General features: G+C 66.1%; 17 protein-coding genes and 2 pseudogenes. 12 read left to right on the top strand and 7 right to left on the bottom strand.

Features of this window, described 5'->3' with window-relative positions:
• Positions 1-2 precede the first annotated feature (2 nt).
• Positions 3-941 (bottom strand): ABC transporter substrate-binding protein, encoded by a 939-nt coding sequence (locus MKK52_RS15170; RefSeq protein ID WP_243955184.1) that lies wholly within the window; start codon positions 939-941, stop codon positions 3-5.
• Complete coding sequence (locus MKK52_RS15165; protein WP_243955181.1) at positions 941-2,038, bottom strand: LLM class flavin-dependent oxidoreductase; 1,098 nt, start codon at positions 2,036-2,038, stop codon at positions 941-943. The genes MKK52_RS15170 and MKK52_RS15165 overlap by 1 nt, the downstream gene beginning before the upstream one ends.
• 331 nt (positions 2,039-2,369) lie before the next feature.
• Between MKK52_RS15165 and MKK52_RS15160 the strand changes: the two genes are divergently transcribed.
• The 4 genes from MKK52_RS15160 to MKK52_RS15145 all read left to right on the top strand — a co-directional run bounded on the left by MKK52_RS15160 (position 2,370) and on the right by MKK52_RS15145 (position 6,458).
• A complete protein-coding gene (locus MKK52_RS15160) occupies positions 2,370-3,458 on the top strand; it encodes an ABC transporter substrate-binding protein (protein WP_243955846.1) in 1,089 nt (362 codons plus the stop codon).
• 11 nt (positions 3,459-3,469) lie between these two features.
• A complete protein-coding gene (locus MKK52_RS15155) occupies positions 3,470-4,477 on the top strand; it encodes an ABC transporter permease (RefSeq protein WP_243955180.1) in 1,008 nt (335 codons plus the stop codon).
• Complete coding sequence (locus MKK52_RS15150; protein ID WP_243955178.1) at positions 4,471-5,259, top strand: ABC transporter ATP-binding protein; 789 nt, start codon at positions 4,471-4,473, stop codon at positions 5,257-5,259. Before MKK52_RS15155 ends, MKK52_RS15150 begins: the two co-directional genes overlap by 7 nt.
• Before the next feature lie 215 nt (positions 5,260-5,474).
• Positions 5,475-6,458: a sulfate/molybdate ABC transporter ATP-binding protein gene (locus MKK52_RS15145; RefSeq protein WP_409564688.1), complete on the top strand. Its 984-nt coding sequence runs from the start codon at positions 5,475-5,477 to the stop codon at positions 6,456-6,458.
• A gap of 617 nt (positions 6,459-7,075) precedes the next feature.
• On the opposite strand, the gene chrA is transcribed toward MKK52_RS15145, so the two are convergent.
• On the bottom strand, positions 7,076-8,485 hold the full coding sequence (gene chrA, locus MKK52_RS15135) for a chromate efflux transporter (protein ID WP_243955845.1): 1,410 nt from the start codon (positions 8,483-8,485) through the stop codon (positions 7,076-7,078).
• A 2-nt stretch (positions 8,486-8,487) separates the two neighbouring features.
• On the bottom strand, positions 8,488-9,318 hold the full coding sequence (locus tag MKK52_RS15130; protein WP_243955174.1) for a chromate resistance protein ChrB domain-containing protein: 831 nt from the start codon (positions 9,316-9,318) through the stop codon (positions 8,488-8,490).
• A 393-nt stretch (positions 9,319-9,711) separates the two neighbouring features.
• Here MKK52_RS15130 and metB point away from each other — a divergent pair, with 393 nt between their 5' ends.
• From metB to MKK52_RS27135, 6 genes and pseudogenes are all read left to right on the top strand, one after another.
• On the top strand, positions 9,712-10,872 hold the full coding sequence (gene metB / locus MKK52_RS15125; protein WP_243955171.1) for a cystathionine gamma-synthase: 1,161 nt from the start codon (positions 9,712-9,714) through the stop codon (positions 10,870-10,872).
• A 389-nt stretch (positions 10,873-11,261) separates the two neighbouring features.
• Positions 11,262-11,576: pseudogene (locus MKK52_RS15120) on the top strand (chromate transporter); the annotation flags it as partial.
• A 23-nt stretch (positions 11,577-11,599) separates the two neighbouring features.
• Positions 11,600-11,773, top strand: coding sequence for a hypothetical protein (locus tag MKK52_RS15115; protein ID WP_243955898.1), 174 nt, complete (start codon positions 11,600-11,602; stop codon positions 11,771-11,773).
• A gap of 12 nt (positions 11,774-11,785) precedes the next feature.
• Positions 11,786-12,409, top strand: coding sequence for a sulfurtransferase (locus MKK52_RS15110; protein ID WP_243955170.1), 624 nt, complete (start codon positions 11,786-11,788; stop codon positions 12,407-12,409).
• A 282-nt stretch (positions 12,410-12,691) separates the two neighbouring features.
• Positions 12,692-13,822: a carboxylate-amine ligase gene (locus MKK52_RS15105; RefSeq protein WP_243955168.1), complete on the top strand. Its 1,131-nt coding sequence runs from the start codon at positions 12,692-12,694 to the stop codon at positions 13,820-13,822.
• Between the two features lie 224 nt (positions 13,823-14,046).
• Positions 14,047-14,178: a hypothetical protein gene (locus MKK52_RS27135; protein ID WP_313898758.1), complete on the top strand. Its 132-nt coding sequence runs from the start codon at positions 14,047-14,049 to the stop codon at positions 14,176-14,178.
• Positions 14,179-14,187: 9 nt separating this feature from the next.
• Here the strand turns inward: MKK52_RS27135 and MKK52_RS15095 are convergent, their stop codons facing one another.
• The gene (locus MKK52_RS15095; RefSeq protein ID WP_243955166.1) at positions 14,188-15,279 is read right to left on the bottom strand and encodes a catalase family protein; all 1,092 of its coding nucleotides are present in this window, start codon (positions 15,277-15,279) and stop codon (positions 14,188-14,190) included.
• A 119-nt stretch (positions 15,280-15,398) separates the two neighbouring features.
• Positions 15,399-15,877 (bottom strand): annotated as a pseudogene (locus tag MKK52_RS15090) (cytochrome c biogenesis protein CcdA); the annotation flags it as partial.
• A gap of 5 nt (positions 15,878-15,882) precedes the next feature.
• Between MKK52_RS15090 and MKK52_RS15085 the strand changes: the two are divergent.
• Positions 15,883-16,134: a helix-turn-helix domain-containing protein gene (locus MKK52_RS15085; RefSeq protein ID WP_409564687.1), complete on the top strand. Its 252-nt coding sequence runs from the start codon at positions 15,883-15,885 to the stop codon at positions 16,132-16,134.
• A gap of 182 nt (positions 16,135-16,316) precedes the next feature.
• Here MKK52_RS15085 and MKK52_RS15080 read toward each other — a convergent pair whose 3' ends face one another.
• Positions 16,317-16,748, bottom strand: coding sequence for an MAPEG family protein (locus MKK52_RS15080; protein WP_279597857.1), 432 nt, complete (start codon positions 16,746-16,748; stop codon positions 16,317-16,319).
• Between the two features lie 252 nt (positions 16,749-17,000).
• Between MKK52_RS15080 and MKK52_RS15075 the strand changes: the two genes are divergently transcribed.
• On the top strand, positions 17,001-17,474 hold the full coding sequence (locus tag MKK52_RS15075; RefSeq protein WP_243955159.1) for a VOC family protein: 474 nt from the start codon (positions 17,001-17,003) through the stop codon (positions 17,472-17,474).
• The last annotated feature ends 39 nt before the right edge of the window (positions 17,475-17,513 follow it).

The following is a 17,513-nucleotide window of genomic DNA, read 5'->3' as shown; positions in this document are numbered from 1 at the left end:
GATCACTGCACGACCGCGGCGGCTTGACCGAAGCTGGCATCAAGGATCGCCTCGGCGCGGGGCGCCCGCGACTTCGGAATGAGGCCGGCTCGGACATAGAGATCAATGTTGCGTTGCTCGTCGGCGATGACGGTGCCATCGATGGGCACGGCGCGATACGCGGCCCGGCCGAACCAGCGGAGCGGCACCGTCTCTGGCAAGCCGATCAGCTTCGACCAGACGACCGCGTAGGGGGCTGGGTCCTTCAAGGCCCAATCCCGCGCTTTTGTGAGACGCTGCGCGAAGTCGGCCAGCAAAGGGCGCTTCTTTGCAATCGCACTGTCGCTCGCCACGGCGAAGGTCAGTCCCGGCGTGATGCCGTTGCCGTCGCGGACGACCCGCACTAGCCCGGCCAGTTCGGCCGTCGATGTATAGGGCTCCCAGGTAGCCCAGGCATCCACGGCGCCGGAGGTGAGTGCCAGCTTGGCATCCGCCGGGGGCAGGAAGTTGAAGGTCACGCTGTCGAAGGGAAGCCCGGCCTCCTCCAGGGCCGCCAGTACCACTTGGTGCCCGATGGATCCTCGATTGGTAGCGATGCGCTTGCCTTTCAAATCCGTGACGGAGCGGAAGGGCGAATCCTTCGCCACCAAGATCGCCAGCCCGTCCTGGCGGTTACGGTAGGCTGCGATGGCCTTGACCGGTACGCCCGCCGCCGACGCGAAGGTGAAGGGCGCGTCGCCGACCCCGCCCGCGTCGATCGCCCCGGCATTGAGCGCTTCGAGCAGCGGGGCCGCCGCCGGGAACTCACTCCATTCGAGGCGGTAGGTCAAACCTTCGAGCACACCGGCCGCCTCCATCAGGGCGCGCGCATTGCCACGTTGGTCGCCGACGCGCAGAACGTCCTCCGCCTGCGCGACACCAGTCGCCAGTATTGTCAGGATGGCTAGGACAAGGGCACGCATCAGGCCGCCTCCACGCGCGATCCACGCCGCGTCAGGGCAGCCTTGAAGGCCGGCAGCAACTCGCGGCCGTACTGGATCGCATCCTCAAGAGGATCGAAGCCGCGGATCAGAAAGGTGCGTACGCCGAGGTCGTAATAGTCGAGCAGTGCGTCGGCCACCTGTTCCGGCGTGCCGACGAGGGCCGTGGAATTGCCCTGGGCGCCCGTCTCCGCAGCGATGGCCGTGAAAAGGCGCTTGTCGAGGCGCGAGCCCGTGGCTGCGGCGGCCAGCAAACGTCGCGACCCCTCGTTTTGCGGGGGCGCCGCCGGTCCGAGGCCCTTCGCGGCCCGCACCGCCCGCGTCTCTGCCAGGATATTCTGCGCCCGCGCCCAGGCCGCATCCTCCGTCGCCGCCAGGATCGGTCGGACGGAGAGGCTGAAGCGCGGCTTGCGTCCGTGGCGGGCGGCCGCGTCCCGCACGCGCCCGATCAAATCCCGCACCTGAGCCTGCGTCTCGCCCCACAGGGCGTAGGTGTCGGCGTGGTGAGCCGCGACCTCCAGGGCCGCCGCGGATGCCCCACCGAAATAGACCGGGATGCCGTCGACGGGCTTCACGTCGGAGAAGCCCCGATCGACCTTGTAGAATGTGCCGGCGTAGTCGAACGGCATCGTCGAGGACCAGCTCTGCCGGACCACGTCGAGGAACTCCCGGGTGCGGGCATAGCGCTGGTCCTTGGTGAGGTGGTCGCCGTCCTGGGCGAGTTCTCGGTCGTCCCCGCCCGTGATCACGTGGATGGCGACGCGCCCGCCGGACAGCTGGTCGAGGGTCGCGAATTGGCGCGCAGCCACCGTCGGGGCCGTGAAGCCGGGGCGGTGGGCGATCATCAGCCCGAGCTGCCCGGTATCGGCGGCGATCTGCGCTGCGAGCAGCACCGAATCGGGCGTGGTCGAGTGGAAGGCGACGAGCACCCGGTCGAACCCGCCCCATTCGTGCGCCTGGGCAAGCAGCCGCAGATAGTCGAGGTCGATGGAGGGCCCCGTGGCCGGGTGAATTTCCGACGTAGGGCGCGGCGCGATGAAGCCGATGAATTCGACGGCTTCGGGTGGTAGCAGACTCATGGGGCGAGGTCCTTCGACAGCGTATGGACGATGTCGGGGGCGAGACGGCGACGCTGACGAAGGGTGATCGTCCACCCCGCGACGCTTCGGGTCAACGAAAGCTTCTTTCGTTTATCTTGGCCATGGAGAGAAAAATTCATCCGCGCGCCGCTAAGATGGAAATAGCATTTCGTTGACTCCGCATTAAACAGTACGAATAGTTAGCAAGCCGACTCCGTAGAGATCCGGATCTTTCGAAATACGAGGATGCGAATGCCGCTCCGGCCTCGTGGCCGGAGCGGCAGCGCGTCTCCACACCCTGTGCCGTGCGCACCCAGGAGATCTGTCGATGATGAGCGACGAGCCCTCACGTTCGGGTGGCATCCTGCCGTCGCGCCGAATGCTGCTGCGGACGGGCGCGGCCGCACTGGCCATGCCCTTCGGCCTCGGGCTCGGCGTCGGGCGGGCCTGGGCACCCGGCCCGGCAGCCCCCTTCGATCCGGGCCCGATCTGCCGGCCGGCCGCCGCGGAGGGTCCGTCGGGTCCGCTCCGGCCGATCAAGCTCGCCTGGAACGCGTCGGCGATCTGCACCGCCGCTGCGCCGCTCGCCAAGGAACGGGGCCTCTTTGCCAAGCACGGTCTCGACGTCGAGTTCGTGAACTTCGGCGGCTCGACCGAGGCGCTGCTGGAGGCGATTGCCACCGGCAAGGCCGACGCGGGCATCGGCATGGCGTTGCGCTGGCTGAAGCCCCTGGAACAGGGCTTCGACGTGAAGATCACGGCGGGGCTGCACGGGGGCTGCCTCCGGCTTCTGGGCTCCAAGGCGGCCGGCATCACCGAGATCGGCGCGCTCAAGGGCAAGACCATCGCGATCAGCGATCAGGCGAGCCCGGCCAAGAACTTCTTCGGCCTCGTGCTCGCCAAGGCCGGGATCGACCCCGAGAACGGCGTCGAGTGGCGCCAGTACCCGGTCGACCTCCTGAATCTCGCGGTCGAGAAGGGCGAAGCGCAGGCTCTGGCCGATTCCGATCCGCGCACCTGGATCTGGCTGAAGGACCCGCGCTTCACCGAGGTCTCGACCAACCTCTCGGGCGAGTACGCCACGCGCACCTGCTGCGTCGTCGCTGTGCGCGGAAGCCTGATCCGCAACGAGCGGGCGGTCGCCGCCGCCCTCACCCGTGCCATCCTCGAGGGTGGGCATGCGGTCCACGGGGATCCGGAGGCTGCCGCGCAGGCCTTCTCCGGCTACGGCGGCAAGGGGTCGATCCAGGACCTCGCCGCGATGCTGCGCAGCCAGCAGCACGGCGACAGCCCCGTCGGCGCAAATCTCAAGCAGCAGCTCGCCCTCTACGGCGACGAGCTGAAGCTGGTGAACGTCCTCAAGCGGTCGACCGACCCGGCGAAGTTCGCCGAGCGGATCTACGCCGACGTCCTGAGCTAGAGGAGAACCGAATGGCCGGTAGCCTCACCGTCGCCGACGCACCCGGTGCCGTCGCCCCCCGGCTCCGCCGCGGGCTGCGACCGTCTTGGCCGACCCTGACCGCCGGGCTGGCCTGGCTCGCCCTGGCGGCGGCATCTTTCAAGCTTCCCGAGGCGGGCGACTTCCCCCGGACGTTTGTGTTCGCCCAAGGTGCGGCTGGGCTCGGCGCTGTGCTGCTCGTGCTGTCGCCCTTTGTCGCCTGGCTGGGGACGCCCGGCGCGCGGCTGCGCCATTGGAGCCCCTGGTTCGCCGTGCTGGCCCTTGCACTCATCGCTTGGGAACTCGTCACGGCGAAGCTCGAATGGCTGCCCATGCCGTTCTTCCCCCCACCGCAGGCCATCCTGGAGGTCTTCCTTGATGATTGGCCAAAGCTCGGGGGCAGCATTCTCAATTCCTTGATCCTGCTGTCCGGGGGCTACGTCTTCGGGGCGGCTGTGGGGTTCACCCTCGGCGTCGCCATCGGCTCGTCGCGGGCCGTGGGGTACTGGGCGCATCCGGTCCTGCGCTTCGTCGGGCCGCTGCCGGCGACCGCATGGCTGCCGCTTGCCTTCTTCGTCTTTCCCTCCTCGTGGTCGGCCAGCACATTCCTCGTCGCCCTAGCGACGGGCTTTCCCGTCACAGTGCTGACGTGGTCCGGGGTGTCGGGGGTGAACAAGGCCTATTTCGACGTGGCGCGGACGCTAGGGGCCTCCCGGGGCTTCCTGATCCTGCGGGTCGCGATCCCGGCGGCGCTGCCGCACGTTTTCGTCGGCCTATTCATGGGGCTCGGCGGCTCCTTCGCGGTGCTGGTCGTCGCCGAGATGCTGGGCGTGAAGTCTGGCCTCGGCTGGTACCTGCAATGGGCGCAAGGCTGGGCAGCCTACGCCAACATGTATGCGGCGCTGATCGTGATGGCGCTGATGTGTTCCTCGCTCATCACCCTGCTGTTCCGCCTGCGCGACCGGGTGCTCTCCTGGCAGAAGGGGCTGGTGCAATGGTAGCCGCGACGCTCGCACAGCCCGCCGCACAGGCGGCGGGTGCCCGACTGCGCATCGAAGGCGTCAGCCACGCCTTCGACATCCGCGGCGAGGCGCTGCCGGTGCTCGACCGGGTGAGCCTCTCCGTCGAGCCCGGCGGGTTCGTGGCGCTCCTCGGCCCCTCGGGCTGCGGGAAGTCGACTTTGCTGCGCCTCGTCGCCGGCCTCGAGCCACCCGGCCAGGGGGTGATTGCGGTCGACGAGGAGGTGGTGGAGGGACCGGACCCGTCCCGGCTCCTCGTCTTCCAAGATCCGACCCTCTACCCCTGGCGCACGGTGCGGGGGAACGTGTCCCTCGGGCTCGAGGCGCGCAAGGTCGGCCGGGCGCGGGCTGCATTGATCGATCAGGCGCTCGGCCTCGTCGGCCTGTCCGGTTTCGCCGATGCCTATCCGCACCAACTCTCGGGCGGCATGGCTCAACGGGCGGCGCTGGCCCGCGCCCTCGTCAACGCACCGCGCCTGCTGCTTCTCGACGAGCCCCTGGGCAAGCTCGACGCGCTCACCCGGCTGGCGATGCAGGCCGAGATCCTGCGCCTGTGGCAGGAGACGCGCTTCACCGCCGTGCTCGTGACGCACGACGTCGAGGAGGCCCTCGTACTCGCCGAGCGGGTGATCGTGCTGTCCGACCGGCCGGCCGCAATCCGTGCCGACATTCCAGTTCCTTTGACTTACCCCCGCCACCGCGACGACCCGGCCTTGGTGAGGCTGAGGCGGGAGATTCTGACCATTCTCGGTCAGGCAAGCTGACGGATTCCACCACCAATCCCGAATGCCAATGGTTCGAAGCGAATTGGAGGTTTACCGATAAGATGAGTTCATCCTCCACTTTGCTGGCCTTTTCGCGAGCTTCCGCGAGTCACGATCCTGAGCTCTCACAGACCGCAAGCGGTGCCTCTCCGGTCGCTCGCGGTAAAACAGCGATCCGTGTCGAGGCAGTCTCGAAGACCTTTGATACGGCCGCCGTGCTGCACGACCTCAGCCTCGACGTGCGGGCGGGCGAGTTGCTCGGCCTGCTCGGCCCCTCGGGCTCGGGCAAGACGACGCTCCTGCGCATCATCGCCGGGCTCGACGCGCCGGATCGTGGGCGCATCCTGTTCGGGGGCGACGACGCCACCGGCCTGCCCGTGCAGGAGCGGGCGGTGGGCTTCGTGTTCCAGCACTACGCCCTGTTCAAGCACATGACCGTCGCCGACAACATCGCCTACGGCCTCAACGCCCGCCGCCGGGCCGACCGCCCGGCCAAAGCCGAGATCAAGCGCCGGATCGGCGACCTCCTCGACCTGATCCGCCTGTCGGGCTTCGGTGACCGCTACCCGTCGCAGCTCTCCGGCGGCCAGCGGCAGCGCGTGGCGCTGGCCCGCGCGCTCGCGGTCGAGCCCCGGGTGCTCCTGCTCGACGAGCCCTTCGGCGCTTTGGATGCTCAAGTCCGCAAGGATCTTCGCCGGTGGCTGCGGGAGATCCACGACCGCACCGGCCAGACCACGATCTTCGTGACCCACGATCAGGACGAAGCGCTGGAACTGTCCGACCGGGTGGCGGTGCTCGACAAGGGCCGCTTGGAGCAGGTCGGCACCCCGGACGAGGTGCAGGAGAACCCGGTCTCGGCCACCGTTCTGAATTTCCTAGGGGATACCATCGAGTTTGAAGCGATCGCTCAAAATGGTCGTGTGTTCGTCAATGGCCGTGAGACACCTATCGTAGTTGACCCTTCAAGAAACGGCCCGATCAAGCTCCATTCACGGCCCTGGCAGCTGCAATTCGTCGAGCCTGACGAAGCTCATCTGCAGGCAACAGTGCGGTCCTCGTACCGCACACAAGGCCGGCAACGCGTCGAGGTGCATCAGCCTGATGGGAAGTTTATTCGCGTTGAAGCCGTCGACGGCAATCGCTATCCGACAGGCAGCAAGATTGGTTTGCGGATCGTTCAGGGCTACGTCGTTCCATAGGTCAGCTATTGGATATTTTTAAGTATTATTCGTGTTGAGAAAAATTTTTAAAGGGCGCGAGCAATAAACGTCATTCACTTGGGATCGTGATTGCTGAGTGATCAGCCTCGAGCGGCGCCGCATTCTGGACGGAGCCGATCTAATGGGTAATGCATGGTGGTCGCCGTCGGTAGCCAAGGCGATATCCGGAAGGTGCCGGACGTAAGGGGCCCTTGAAGCTATCCCCGGGCCATTGTCGCATCGGGTGTTTCCCGAAATGCCGCGCGAGCCTATCGCGTCGGCGAGCGGCTCGATCACGCACAGGCTGTTGATGCGTCGCGCCATGTTCGGCGCAGAGCTGGTCCTCACCGCTCCTGACGATTGGCCTGACCCAAATCCAGCCGATCAGGTCAGTGTGCTAGCGTCTCAGGCAGCCATCCCGCACTTCAGAGGGTGTCCGACTCATTTCCATCGGGTTCTGGCTTAGGAAATCAGGTCCGATACCAGGGCGTCACGGTCTGCTCGATGTCGAAATCCGATTTGCTCTCAGTGGCTCGCTCGCGAACTCGATTCGCGTGGCATCACCGGGAACCTCAGTAGCGGCGATGGTGGCCATACGACGCGGCCTGCGGCACCCATCACACGAGGCCGGCCACGTTCAACGCGACGCCAGCAGCCGCGCAAGCCGATAGTGTCGGGACCATACCGATCTTGAACCGGAACACTGCTAAAACGGCAGTGGCTGCCAAGGTGAGTGCCCACGGATTCAGGCTCGACGGGACCGGTACGTCGACGCCGACCGGACCGACCGTGAACGGTCGCGTCTCGGTGAAGACGCTGTGCAGGGCGAACCAGACCGCGAGGTTCAGGATCACGCCGACCACCGCCGCGGTGATGGCCGACAGAGCGCCGACCAGCGCGCGATTACCGCGCAGGCGCTCAACATAAGGGGCGCCGACGAAGATCCAGAGGAAGCAGGGCGCGAAGGTCACCCAGGTGGTGAGCAGGCCGCCCAGAGTGCCCGCCAGCAGGGGCGGGATCGAGCCTGGGGACCGGTAGGCCGCCAGGAACCCGACGAACTGCGTCACCATGATGAGCGGCCCAGGCGTCGTCTCGGCCATGCCGAGGCCGTCGAGCATCTCGCCGGGCTTCAGCCAGCCGTAGTGCTCCACTGCCTGCTGGGCGACGTAGGAGAGCACCGCGTAAGCGCCGCCGAAGGTCACCAGCGCCATCTTGGAGAAGAACACCACGATCTGGGCAAAGACGTCGTCGGTCCCGAATGCGAGGAGGATGGCGGCGACGGGCACCAGCCAGATCGCCCCCCACGCGAGTAACATCCTCAGGGTATGCCCGACTTCCGCCCGCTCCCGGGGAAGCTCATGGTCGTCGAACAGGAAAGGCCCTTCCACGACCTTCCCGCCGCCGCCGTGCCCGCCCGCCTTGAACTGTGGCAGGCCGGCCCGGCCGCCGAGATACCCGATCACGCCGGCCGTCAGCACGATCATCGGGAAGGGCATGTCGAGGAAGAAGATACCCACGAAGGCCGCCGCAGCGATGCCGACCATCACGGGACCCTTGAGCGCCCGCTTGCCGATGCGGATGACGGCCTGGAGCACGATGGCGAGCACAGCCGCCTTCAGGCCAAAGAATATTGCAGCCACGAAGCCGACGTGGCCGTAAAGCGTGTAGACCCAGCTGAGGGCCATGATCGCCACGATGCCCGGCAGTACGAAGAGGCCGCCAGCGATGAGGCCGCCGCGGATGCCGTGCATCAGCCAACCCACGTAGGTCGCGAGTTGCTGCGCCTCCGGCCCAGGCAGGAGGGTGCAGAAGTTCAGCGCGTGCAGGAAGCGATTCTCGGAGATCCATCGCTTCTCCTCGACCAAGACGCGGTGCATGACCGCGATCTGCCCGGCCGGACCACCGAAAGAGAGAGTGGCGATGCGGGCCCACACCGGTACAGCCTGCGTCAGAGTGACGGGCAGCGGCATCCCGGGGACGGCCGCGTCCGGCTCGGATGCAGTCTGGATGCGTGCCGTAGCAACCATGGTCAGGCCCTCTCCCGCGGCTTGTTCATTGGCCAGTTGTGGGTCTCCTCGGTCGCGTCTCGGCACCACCGATAGAAAGCGTCGTAAAAGAGCATTCCAGCATTGAGTTGCTGGAGATCGTCGGCGTAGATCCGCGACAAGCCGAGCGAGGCGGCGAGCAAGCCGGCGGCCTCGGGCGCGAGGTCCGGCCGGCTGGTGTCTGCTCCGCGCACTAAGGTCGCGAGATGCAATAGCGGCGGCGTCGCGAGACCGAACTCCTCGACCATCACGTCGAAGGTGCAGAGCTCCCCCCGGTGGCTCCAGAAAATCCCCGGGTCGTCTATGTCGAAGGGCGCGGCCTCGAACCTCTTGGCGACCCCGGCGACTTCGCCCGGTGGCACGAATAGGAAGACGGCTTCGGGATCAACAAAACGGCGGATGAGCCAGGGGCAGGCGATGCGGTCGACCTTAGGCCGGGCCCGCGTGACCCAGACGGAGCGGCCGCGCTCGTCCCGGTTGGGGATCTTGCCGACCGGAACCACGGGCATCTCGGCGGCCGCCCAGTCGGTAAAGCCGCCCTCAAGTGCTTCGGCCGCGACGCCGGCGCTGCGCAGCCAGGCCGCGACGCCGTGGCTGTTCCGGCGCCCGTCCTCGCAGACCACCACGACGGCGCTGCCGCGCAACGCCGGCGCCCATTCGGCGACCCGGTCCGATGCGTGCGCCAGAGAGCCGGGCACGAGTCGCTGATTGCCGACGAATTCCTCCAACGTCCGCACATCGATGACAATCGGGCATGCGGGGGTGCCGATCAATCGTGCGAGTTTATCGACAGAAATGGTGTTGGGCACGGGCATGGCGCGTCCTTGCAGCAAGTGCAGGTGGGACGCGATCTTCAGCCGGAGCCTCGTCGGGGGATCGCTCCCCGAGGTCGCCATACACTGCCCAGGCGTAGGTTCTGTCAAGGTGGAAGGTTGAGCGAAGGTCCGACGTCGCGGTCGACGATGCTCAGATTTGACTACGGTTCCTATCCATCGGTGGACTTCTGCTTTTGGAACGGGGCAGAAGTGGACTAATGGGCGGCACGGGCCGAATTTACCCTATCTCAGGATAGGCGATTTGAGGCGGTCCAAACCGTCAACCCGTGCGACCCTTACTTCGTCCTCTTGAAAGTCCGGTTCGTTCTTTATAAAGAACGAACCGGAACGGACGTCAGTCTAAGAAGGCCGTTCCGGTTCGGAGACGAGGCGATGTCAGACGGATTTGCGGCCCGGACGGTCGCGGCGGCCAACGGCGTGGCGCAGGATGCGGCCTTCGGCGCAGTCATCGCCCCGATTCATCTCTCGACCACGTTCAGGTTTCCGGCCTTCGAGCAGCCTGGCGCGTACGATTACTCGCGCCTTGGCAACCCGACGCGGGACGCACTCGCCGACACGATCGCCAAGCTCGAAGGCGGCGCCCGGGCTGTCATGGTGGCGAGTGGCATGGCAGCGCTTGACCTCGCCCTGTCGAGCCTGCGGCCAGGCGACCTCCTGGTCGCGCCGCATGATTGCTATGGCGGAACCCATCGCCTGCTGAGCTTCCGTGCCGCCCGGGGCCATTATGCCGTGGACTTCGTCGATCAGACCGACCCGGACGCCCTTTCGACAGCGATGGCCAGGCAGCCGAAGGTCGTGCTCATCGAGACACCAAGTAACCCGCTGATGCGAGTGGTGGATATCCAGTGCGTCACCGCAGCCGCACGAGCTGCCGGCGCGCTGACCGTGGTCGACAACACCTTCCTGTCGCCGGCCCTGCAGCAGCCGATCTCCCTGGGAGCGGACCTCGTGGTCCACTCAACCACGAAGTTCCTCAACGGCCATTCCGACGTGATCGGCGGGGCCGTGATCGCGGCCGACAAGGCCGTCGGCGAGGACCTCGCCGCTTGGGCCAATACGATCGGTGTGACCGGCTCGCCGCTGGACGCCTACCTGACGCTTCGGGGCCTGCGCACTCTGTTTGTGCGGGTGGAGCAGCAGCAACGGAATGCGGGCCGGATCGCCGCCTTTCTCGACGCCCACCCAGCCGTGAGCCGCGTGCACTATCCTGGTCTGCCATCCCATCCTGGCCACGCCCTCGCGAGGACGCAGCAAGCGGGTTTCGGTGCCATGCTGAGCTTCGAGCTGGCTGACGGGCTCGACGCGGTGCGGGCTTTTGTTGGGGCCTTGCAGGTGTTCACCCTCGCCGAGTCGCTTGGCGGGGTCGAGAGCTTGGTCGCCCATCCTCCGACCATGACGCACGCGGCCATGGACCCGGCCGCGCGGGCGATCGCCGGCATCACTGACGGGCTGCTGCGCCTATCCGTAGGGCTGGAGGCGGAAGACGATCTTCTGATCGACTTAGCGCGTGGCCTCGACGCCGTCGGCAGGTGAGCGCGCTGCCGGTTCCTTCGCAAGCCGCCAATGACGAGTGAACATGTAAATTCGCAGGCAAGTCCGGTAAGCTATCTGGATCGAACACTCGGTCGGATTCCGAAATTTGTTATCGCCGCAGAGACTGAATTTGTAGCCGGCGCTACTCATAATCTTTGGTCGATATAATGCGTGATGATAATTGTAGATAGATTTTTTGGGCGAGTGGATAGGGTTGGCAGGAAGTCGTCCGATTTCCTGGACGGCTGTCTCCGAAGCAGTTGTTGCTCTTTCAGCCAGGCCCAGTCGCCTGAGTGGGCGCCTCTGAACGGCTAGGTTGGGTGGCGTTCTGCCGGTCCGCGGCCAAGCAGCAGAGGCATCAGGTCGGACGTTGCCGCCGCGCTCGCTCACCGCATGGTGTTGTCGGCGCGGCGATCGCCCTCGTGGCAGTCATTCTGCCCGGGGTGCTGCTGGTCTACGTCACTCTGCCGTACTGCGACGCCTTCCGGGCGCGACCTCTCGCCCAGGCAGCCATGCGCGGCACCAACGCCGCTTTGATCGGCATCCTCGGGTTGGCGCTCTACAACCCTGTCTGGACCTGCGCGATCGTCAACCCGCGTGATTTCGCAGTGGCCGCGCTAGCGTTCGTGCTGCTCACCGTCGCCAAAGTGCCGCCGTGGATCGCCGTCGTGCTGACGGCCTTGGGCGGTGTCGTCCTGGTGCTTCTTCGACCTGGGAGTTTACCATCATGGCTAAGTCCGCCCTGCTCGATCCCAGCGCCCTGTCCGCCGCTTGGTACGTACTCGATGCACGTAGCGCGGACGATCATCAGCACAGCCACTGGGCGGGTGCCGTTCATGTGCCGGTCAGTGATTGGGAGACGGCCGCCAAGCATGCGAGCACGGATCTGGCTCAGGACTAGCACTGGCGCAGCTTGATCGGCGCACTCGGGATCGACGGCGGGCAGCCGGTGGCGGTCTACGACGACGGAAGGATGACCGAGGCCGCCCGCGTCTGGTTCATCCTGCAGCATTTTGGGGTGCCGGCTGCCGTACTCGATGGCGGCTGGCCGGCCTCAGCCGCTCAGGCCGGCGCCCGTATCGATAACCAGCCGGTAGTGCCGAGCCCAGTGACGCTCGCGCCGGTGCCGCGGGGGCATGGTCCGGTCGGCTTGGTTAACAGTCAGGACCTCCGGGGCCAGCTCGACGGTGAAACGCAGATTTTCGACGCGCGCACGGCCGCGGAGTTCGCGGGTGAGGATCTGCGCAAGATCGCGCGCGGCGGTCACTTGCCCGAAGCACGGCGAGTCGGTCATGCCGATCTGCTAACCGCCGAGGGCCGCCTGAAATCGCCTGAAGAGCTGCGCGCGATGCTGGAGCGTGCCGGCTTTCAGCCGGGTCAGCGTATCGTCACCCACTGCGACGGTGGCGGGCGAGCCGCTCTGGCGGCGCTTGCCGCCGTTGAGGCCGGGTTCACAAAGGTGGAAGCCTACTACCTCAGCTTTTCAGATCGGGCGAAGGACGAGACGTGCCCCATCGTGCGGGAGTCCCGTAACTGAGAGGAGACGAAGTTTCGCGCTCATGGAACTTCCACTCCCCACCCCGAGCCGCTGTTTCCCACCGGCCGACGAATGGCTGCTTTCGGGCAGGGCTGGGAGCAATCTGAACGACCGGCGTGGGTCGTACTCGGACCGTCTGCCTCTTGGTGACGAGCCCAGGTCTGTATCCCCCGACGCGGCCCGATAAATGCCTTATCGATCCATAGTCCGATATCCTGAGGTGGCTCTCCGGGACTGCCGTTCGAGAGTGCCAAACGTCGTCCTGCTGAATGGGAGCACGAAATGGCGCAACGCTCAGGGCACGACTTCAAATTCGGGATCGAGGAAGAGTTCTTCCTGGCGAGCGCACGCTCCCGGGGTGCTCCGCGTAGCTCGATTCAGGGGTTTCACGACGATGCCAAACGCTTGGGTTCGGTCGAGCGCGAGCTTCTAGAGAACGAGGTCGAGATCTGCTCTGCACCAACGGCGAGCGTCGAGGAAGCGCAGACTGCGCTCGGCAACCTTCGTGATCAGCTTCAAAGCACCGCACGCAAGCACGGGCTCAAGCTGTTCGCTGCCGGCACCCACCCGACCGCAGTCTGGTCCGTTCAGAAGGAGACCGACAAGCCGCGCTACCGCGGCATGATGGACGACCTGCAGATCACCGGACGCCGCTCCGTGGTCGCCGGCATGCACGTTCACGTCGAGGTGCCGCGACCCGAGGCGCGGATCGACATCATGCGGCGTATCTATCCGTTCCTCCCCCTGTTGCTTGCCCTCTCGACATCCTCGCCGTTCTACGACCGTCGCCGGACTGGTCTGCACGGCTATCGGCTTCGCGCCTATGCCGAGCTGCCACGGACCGGCCTGCCCGAGTTGTTCGACGACGCCGACGACTACGACCGCTACGTGAATGTCATGACGGCTGCGGGCGCTGTGCCGGACCCGACCTACTTCTGGTGGCACATCCGCCCTTCGGTCCGGTACCCGACCCTTGAGCTTCGCGTCGCCGACAGCTGCACGCGCCTCGAAGACACCCTCACCGTCGCCCAAATCTATCGCTGCCTCGTTCGCTTGCTGGACCGCCGGCCGGACATTCATGACGGCCTGACAGGCGCGTCACGCGGATTCGTGATGGAGAACTTGTGGCGGGCCGAACGCGATGGCACCGGAGCCTCTCTGATCGACGAGACCGCCGAGCGCGTCGTACCGGTCCAAGAGGCCGCTGACGAGCTTCTCGACCTGATCGCCGACGATGCGGCGGCACTCGGATGCGCTGCCCAGGTCGCGCACGCCAAAATCATCGCCCGCAACGGATCGAGCGCTGCAGGTCAACTAGCTGCTTACGAGACCGTGATCGGCGCCGGCGCGGGGGAGAGCGCTGCCCTTCGTGCAGTCGTGGACTGGCTAGCCCGGGAAACGAGCGCGGGCTGACCGTCATACGGAAGGATGCGGCGTGATGCGCGTTGGCCGTCGAGGTTTCCAGGGTTTGAGGACCACACCATGCGCGCGCGTCGGAGATCACGAGCCAAGCCCGCATCGTGGCTCACCATGGGCACTGACCTCGCGACGCTCGTCATCGAGGCGCAGATGGTTATCGGCCAGCGCCTGGCGTATTCATGCTCGGCGGCTCAAAGCCGAACAGGGAAGCGCGCCTGATGGTGACCAAGAAGGTCAAGGCCGCCAGCGAGGCGGCCGCGACTATCGCCCTGGGAGAGACGCCACAAAAGGTCGTGCGCGACTATCGGCGGAAGGTGCGGGCGAACCATCGGCAGCTCGGCAAGGGGTGATGCTGTCCACTAGGCTTGGGGTAGCTTTGTTGGCTCGCCGATGTCTACCCCGTTGCCTTGGGAACGATAGTCTCGGGCAGCGGCGTAGGCTGGGCGGCGAGCGCGCATGACCGAGCCAAGTGGCCGGTGTGCGGCTAGGCCCGTCCACGGATTGAAGGCCAGGTTGTCCTCGACCCATGCGCGCATGCCGTCCGACCAGGTGTCCTGCGGGACGGCGGTGATGCGGGCGACGGGCAGGTAGGGGCTCTCGTCTTCGGACCACATCGCTGCTGCGTCCTCCACCGGCATCGCGTCGATGTTGGTGGCCAACTGGACCCGGAGCTCCCACACGCCCGGACAGGAAAGGAAGTGGTCCCGTACCGAGTCGCGGATCGCGTCGGGATGACCCGACGTGTCGATGGGACTCTGCGAGAGCGCCACGAGTTCTGACGACACCGGGGACAGGGCCACCTTGGCGAAGTAGTCGCCGTGCAGGAGCGCGGCCTGGGAGAAGAAGCTGTCGCCGAGGAGGTGGGTCTTCGCCTGCCCCGCCAGGGTGGTCAGCGTCGCCGACTTGCCCCCGACCAGTTCGAGGGCGGCCTCGGCGGTGCGCGTCATCGCGGAGATGGCCTTCTTAACCGGCTCCGCGCGGCCCGTGCTGGTGGCCAGGGGGCCGAGCTGCCGGAGGAAGCCCTTGGCGGTGCCGATCTGGAACGTCGGCGAGTTGCCCAGCACGTAGTTCTGGGTGGTCTCGCCCTCGCTGCCGGGCAGGCGGGGTCCGGGAACGCCCAGGACCTTCATGGCTGCGCCACGCGGCGTCGAGACGCCGTCATGAAGCACGTCACCCGGCGTGGTGCTGAACCGGAGGATGGCGTCGTAGCTGGCGGGTGAGGCGAACAGCCCCTGGGCCAGCGCCGGAGGCAAGCCGGCGAGCACCTCGAACCGTGCCCGGAGGTAGCCGTGCGCCTTGGCGTGGACGGCGCGGTGGGCGTAGCCGGTATCGGTGTGGGTCTTCCTCTGGATGCCTAGCATGGCCTCGGTCAGGCCCCGCTGCGTCTCGCCCTCATCCTCGGGGATGGTCTCGAAGGCGGGATCGAATCTGAGCGGAGGATGCTGGGCCATCGCTTCCAACGTAGGCATTCAGCCGGAGTTGCCGGCTCGGTCGAGATGCCGCGTGCGTCGGCGGCACATTCGACCAGACCGGGATACCCAAGCGGACATTACCCCGACGATTCAGACGTTCAAAAGCAGGTGGTTAGGTTTGTCAGCCAGCTCGGCAAGGTATTGACTAGGACGGTCTCTGCGGCCTTGTCGTAGCCTGTAGCGATCATCAAGCCGGTGGCCACAAGGATGGCGCCGAGGGCGACCTTCAGCCCCTGGCCGAGCCCTATCATCCGGTCGCGCCAGCGCAACAACACCTCGCGGGACAGCGTGCCGAGAAGCAGAAGCGGCAGGGCGGCGCCAAGACCGAATAGAAGCATCGTAGCCGCCACCGTACCCAGGTCTCGCCCCTGCGAGGCGAGGAGGGACGCAGCCCCGAGGGTCGGCCCGACGCAGGTGCTCCACACCGCCCCAAGCAGCACGCCGACGCCGAACTGTCCCAGACGGCGAGCTGGGTCTGGGCGGCCGAAACCATCAGGACGAGCCCGATCAGGACCAGCATGATAGCTGCGACGAAGCGGAAGACATCGACGTCGTGGCCGATACACGCTGCTGATGTCCGGCTTGTTTACGCTGATCAACGAGGTCGCGTTCGCGCCGTTGAAGCAGCGCCTCGCGCAACGGCTTCTGGCCGAGGCTGATCCGCGGGGTGTTGCCGCAGTGACCCATCAGAAGCTGGCGGACGACGTCGGCAGCGTGCGTGAGGTGGTCAGCCGCCTTCTGGGGCAATGGGCCGAGGCGGGTCTGATGGAACTTCGTCGGGGCGCAATCGAGATCGTTGACCGTACCAGCCTGGCGGTCGCAAGTCGGCATTGATCTGGAGCACGGGGGTGGCTGCTTTTGAGGCCGAGGCGGATCGAGTTCTTTAGCTGGAGTGGGTCGCGAGCGGAATGGCGGCTCGGGGTGGGTTGCTGTCGGTCCGCTTTCGGGCGCAGAGCGTCTGAAGCAGCCTGTCCCGGCACCCCCGATCCCGCCCAAGCGAGTATTCCGGTCGTGATTCATTGGGAAAAGCCAGAGACGACGAAGGCAGCCCGAGCGGTCATGGCGAACAGGACGACGGAGCCGAGGGCGAATAGCCCGAAGCGCACCATGACCCGGTTAACGAGAGCGTGAACGAGGCTGTGGGCGATCCGTACAGCGACGTAAGCCCAGGCCAACCAGAGGCTCGCACCGCTTCCGGAGCCGGTCAGCGCCAGGACGAGCGCCACCGCGTAGAACAGGGTCGGCTGCTCCATGAGGTTGTTGTAGTTGTCCGCCTTCCAGCGGACCCGAGGCGGGATCTGCGCGGTGAACGCCTCGTTCGGCTTGGCCGGATCGTACACGATGCCGTGCCGCGACAAGGCCGGGATGCGCGTCGCGTAGAGCCATATCGCCATCGCAAACGTCCACAGCACCAGTGAGATGATGGGCGCAAAGATCGGACTGTGCATCGGAGAGAGACACTTTCTGTCTGTAAGCAAACAGCTTACGTCGCGGGGGCACAGCAACATCCACTGATGCAACTGTATCTTCCATGCGTCATTTCCTGCCGTGATTGAACGTCGGGCCTATGTCCGCTTTCGTGCACTGCTCGCGACAACTCATACGGCTGAGTTGGGTCGCTATCAGCCCGACTGCTCTGCCAAAGGACCGGCTACGACCCGTTGACGACGAATGGGCCGCTTGCCGCTAGACCATCCCTGATGATGGAACACACAGCTATCCACGTACGGCGCGCCGATCATGTCGGCTTCTCGGTCGCGTCCCTCGACGAGGCGCTTGGGTTCTGGGTCGATGGGCTCGGCGCGCGGCTTGTGCGGACGGGCGAGATGGGGGGAGAGTTCCTTGGTCAGGTGACCGGAGCGCATGGGGCGAAGGTGCGCATGGCAATCGTTTCGCTGCCGGACCAGACGATCGAACTCCTGGAGTATCAGGGTCCGGAGCGACCAAGCGAGCCAGCCAAGCCTTTCGACCCTGGCTACGCTCATCTGGCCCTTGTAGTCGATGACATCGACGCGCTCCTGGTGCGGATCGCCGCCTACGGCTGGAAAGCGCAAGGCATTCCGCAGCCGATTGCAAGCGGTGTGCGTGCCGGAACGCGGGTAGTTTACGCCGTTGGTCCTGACGGCGCGACGATCGAGTTCATGCAGCCGCCAGCTCCGGCCCAAGTTCGTTGATCCCGCCAGGCAGCGGACCGCTTGCCACAAAGAGCCCAA

Source organism: Methylobacterium sp. J-067 (assembly GCF_022829465.1).
GTDB lineage: Bacteria > Pseudomonadota > Alphaproteobacteria > Rhizobiales > Beijerinckiaceae > Methylobacterium > Methylobacterium litchii.
Note: the sequence above shows the minus strand (reverse complement) of the source record. Positions and strands in the feature narration are given on the sequence as shown.

Excerpts from the sequence above, each read along its gene's own strand:
- MKK52_RS15170 (WP_243955184.1), bottom strand. The coding sequence starts at position 941 with ATGCGTGCCCTTGTCCTAGCCATCCTGACAATACTGGCGACTGGTGTC.
- MKK52_RS15165 (WP_243955181.1), bottom strand. The coding sequence starts at position 2,038 with ATGAGTCTGCTACCACCCGAAGCCGTCGAATTCATCGGCTTCATCGCG.
- MKK52_RS15160 (WP_243955846.1), top strand. The coding sequence starts at position 2,370 with ATGAGCGACGAGCCCTCACGTTCGGGTGGCATCCTGCCGTCGCGCCGA.
- MKK52_RS15155 (WP_243955180.1), top strand. The coding sequence starts at position 3,470 with ATGGCCGGTAGCCTCACCGTCGCCGACGCACCCGGTGCCGTCGCCCCC.
- MKK52_RS15150 (WP_243955178.1), top strand. The coding sequence starts at position 4,471 with ATGGTAGCCGCGACGCTCGCACAGCCCGCCGCACAGGCGGCGGGTGCC.
- chrA (WP_243955845.1), bottom strand. The coding sequence starts at position 8,485 with ATGGTTGCTACGGCACGCATCCAGACTGCATCCGAGCCGGACGCGGCC.
- MKK52_RS15130 (WP_243955174.1), bottom strand. The coding sequence starts at position 9,318 with ATGCCCGTGCCCAACACCATTTCTGTCGATAAACTCGCACGATTGATC.
- metB (WP_243955171.1), top strand. The coding sequence starts at position 9,712 with ATGTCAGACGGATTTGCGGCCCGGACGGTCGCGGCGGCCAACGGCGTG.
- MKK52_RS15115 (WP_243955898.1), top strand. The coding sequence starts at position 11,600 with ATGGCTAAGTCCGCCCTGCTCGATCCCAGCGCCCTGTCCGCCGCTTGG.
- MKK52_RS15105 (WP_243955168.1), top strand. The coding sequence starts at position 12,692 with ATGGCGCAACGCTCAGGGCACGACTTCAAATTCGGGATCGAGGAAGAG.
- MKK52_RS27135 (WP_313898758.1), top strand. The coding sequence starts at position 14,047 with ATGGTGACCAAGAAGGTCAAGGCCGCCAGCGAGGCGGCCGCGACTATC.
- MKK52_RS15095 (WP_243955166.1), bottom strand. The coding sequence starts at position 15,279 with ATGGCCCAGCATCCTCCGCTCAGATTCGATCCCGCCTTCGAGACCATC.
- MKK52_RS15080 (WP_279597857.1), bottom strand. The coding sequence starts at position 16,748 with ATGCACAGTCCGATCTTTGCGCCCATCATCTCACTGGTGCTGTGGACG.
- MKK52_RS15075 (WP_243955159.1), top strand. The coding sequence starts at position 17,001 with ATGATGGAACACACAGCTATCCACGTACGGCGCGCCGATCATGTCGGC.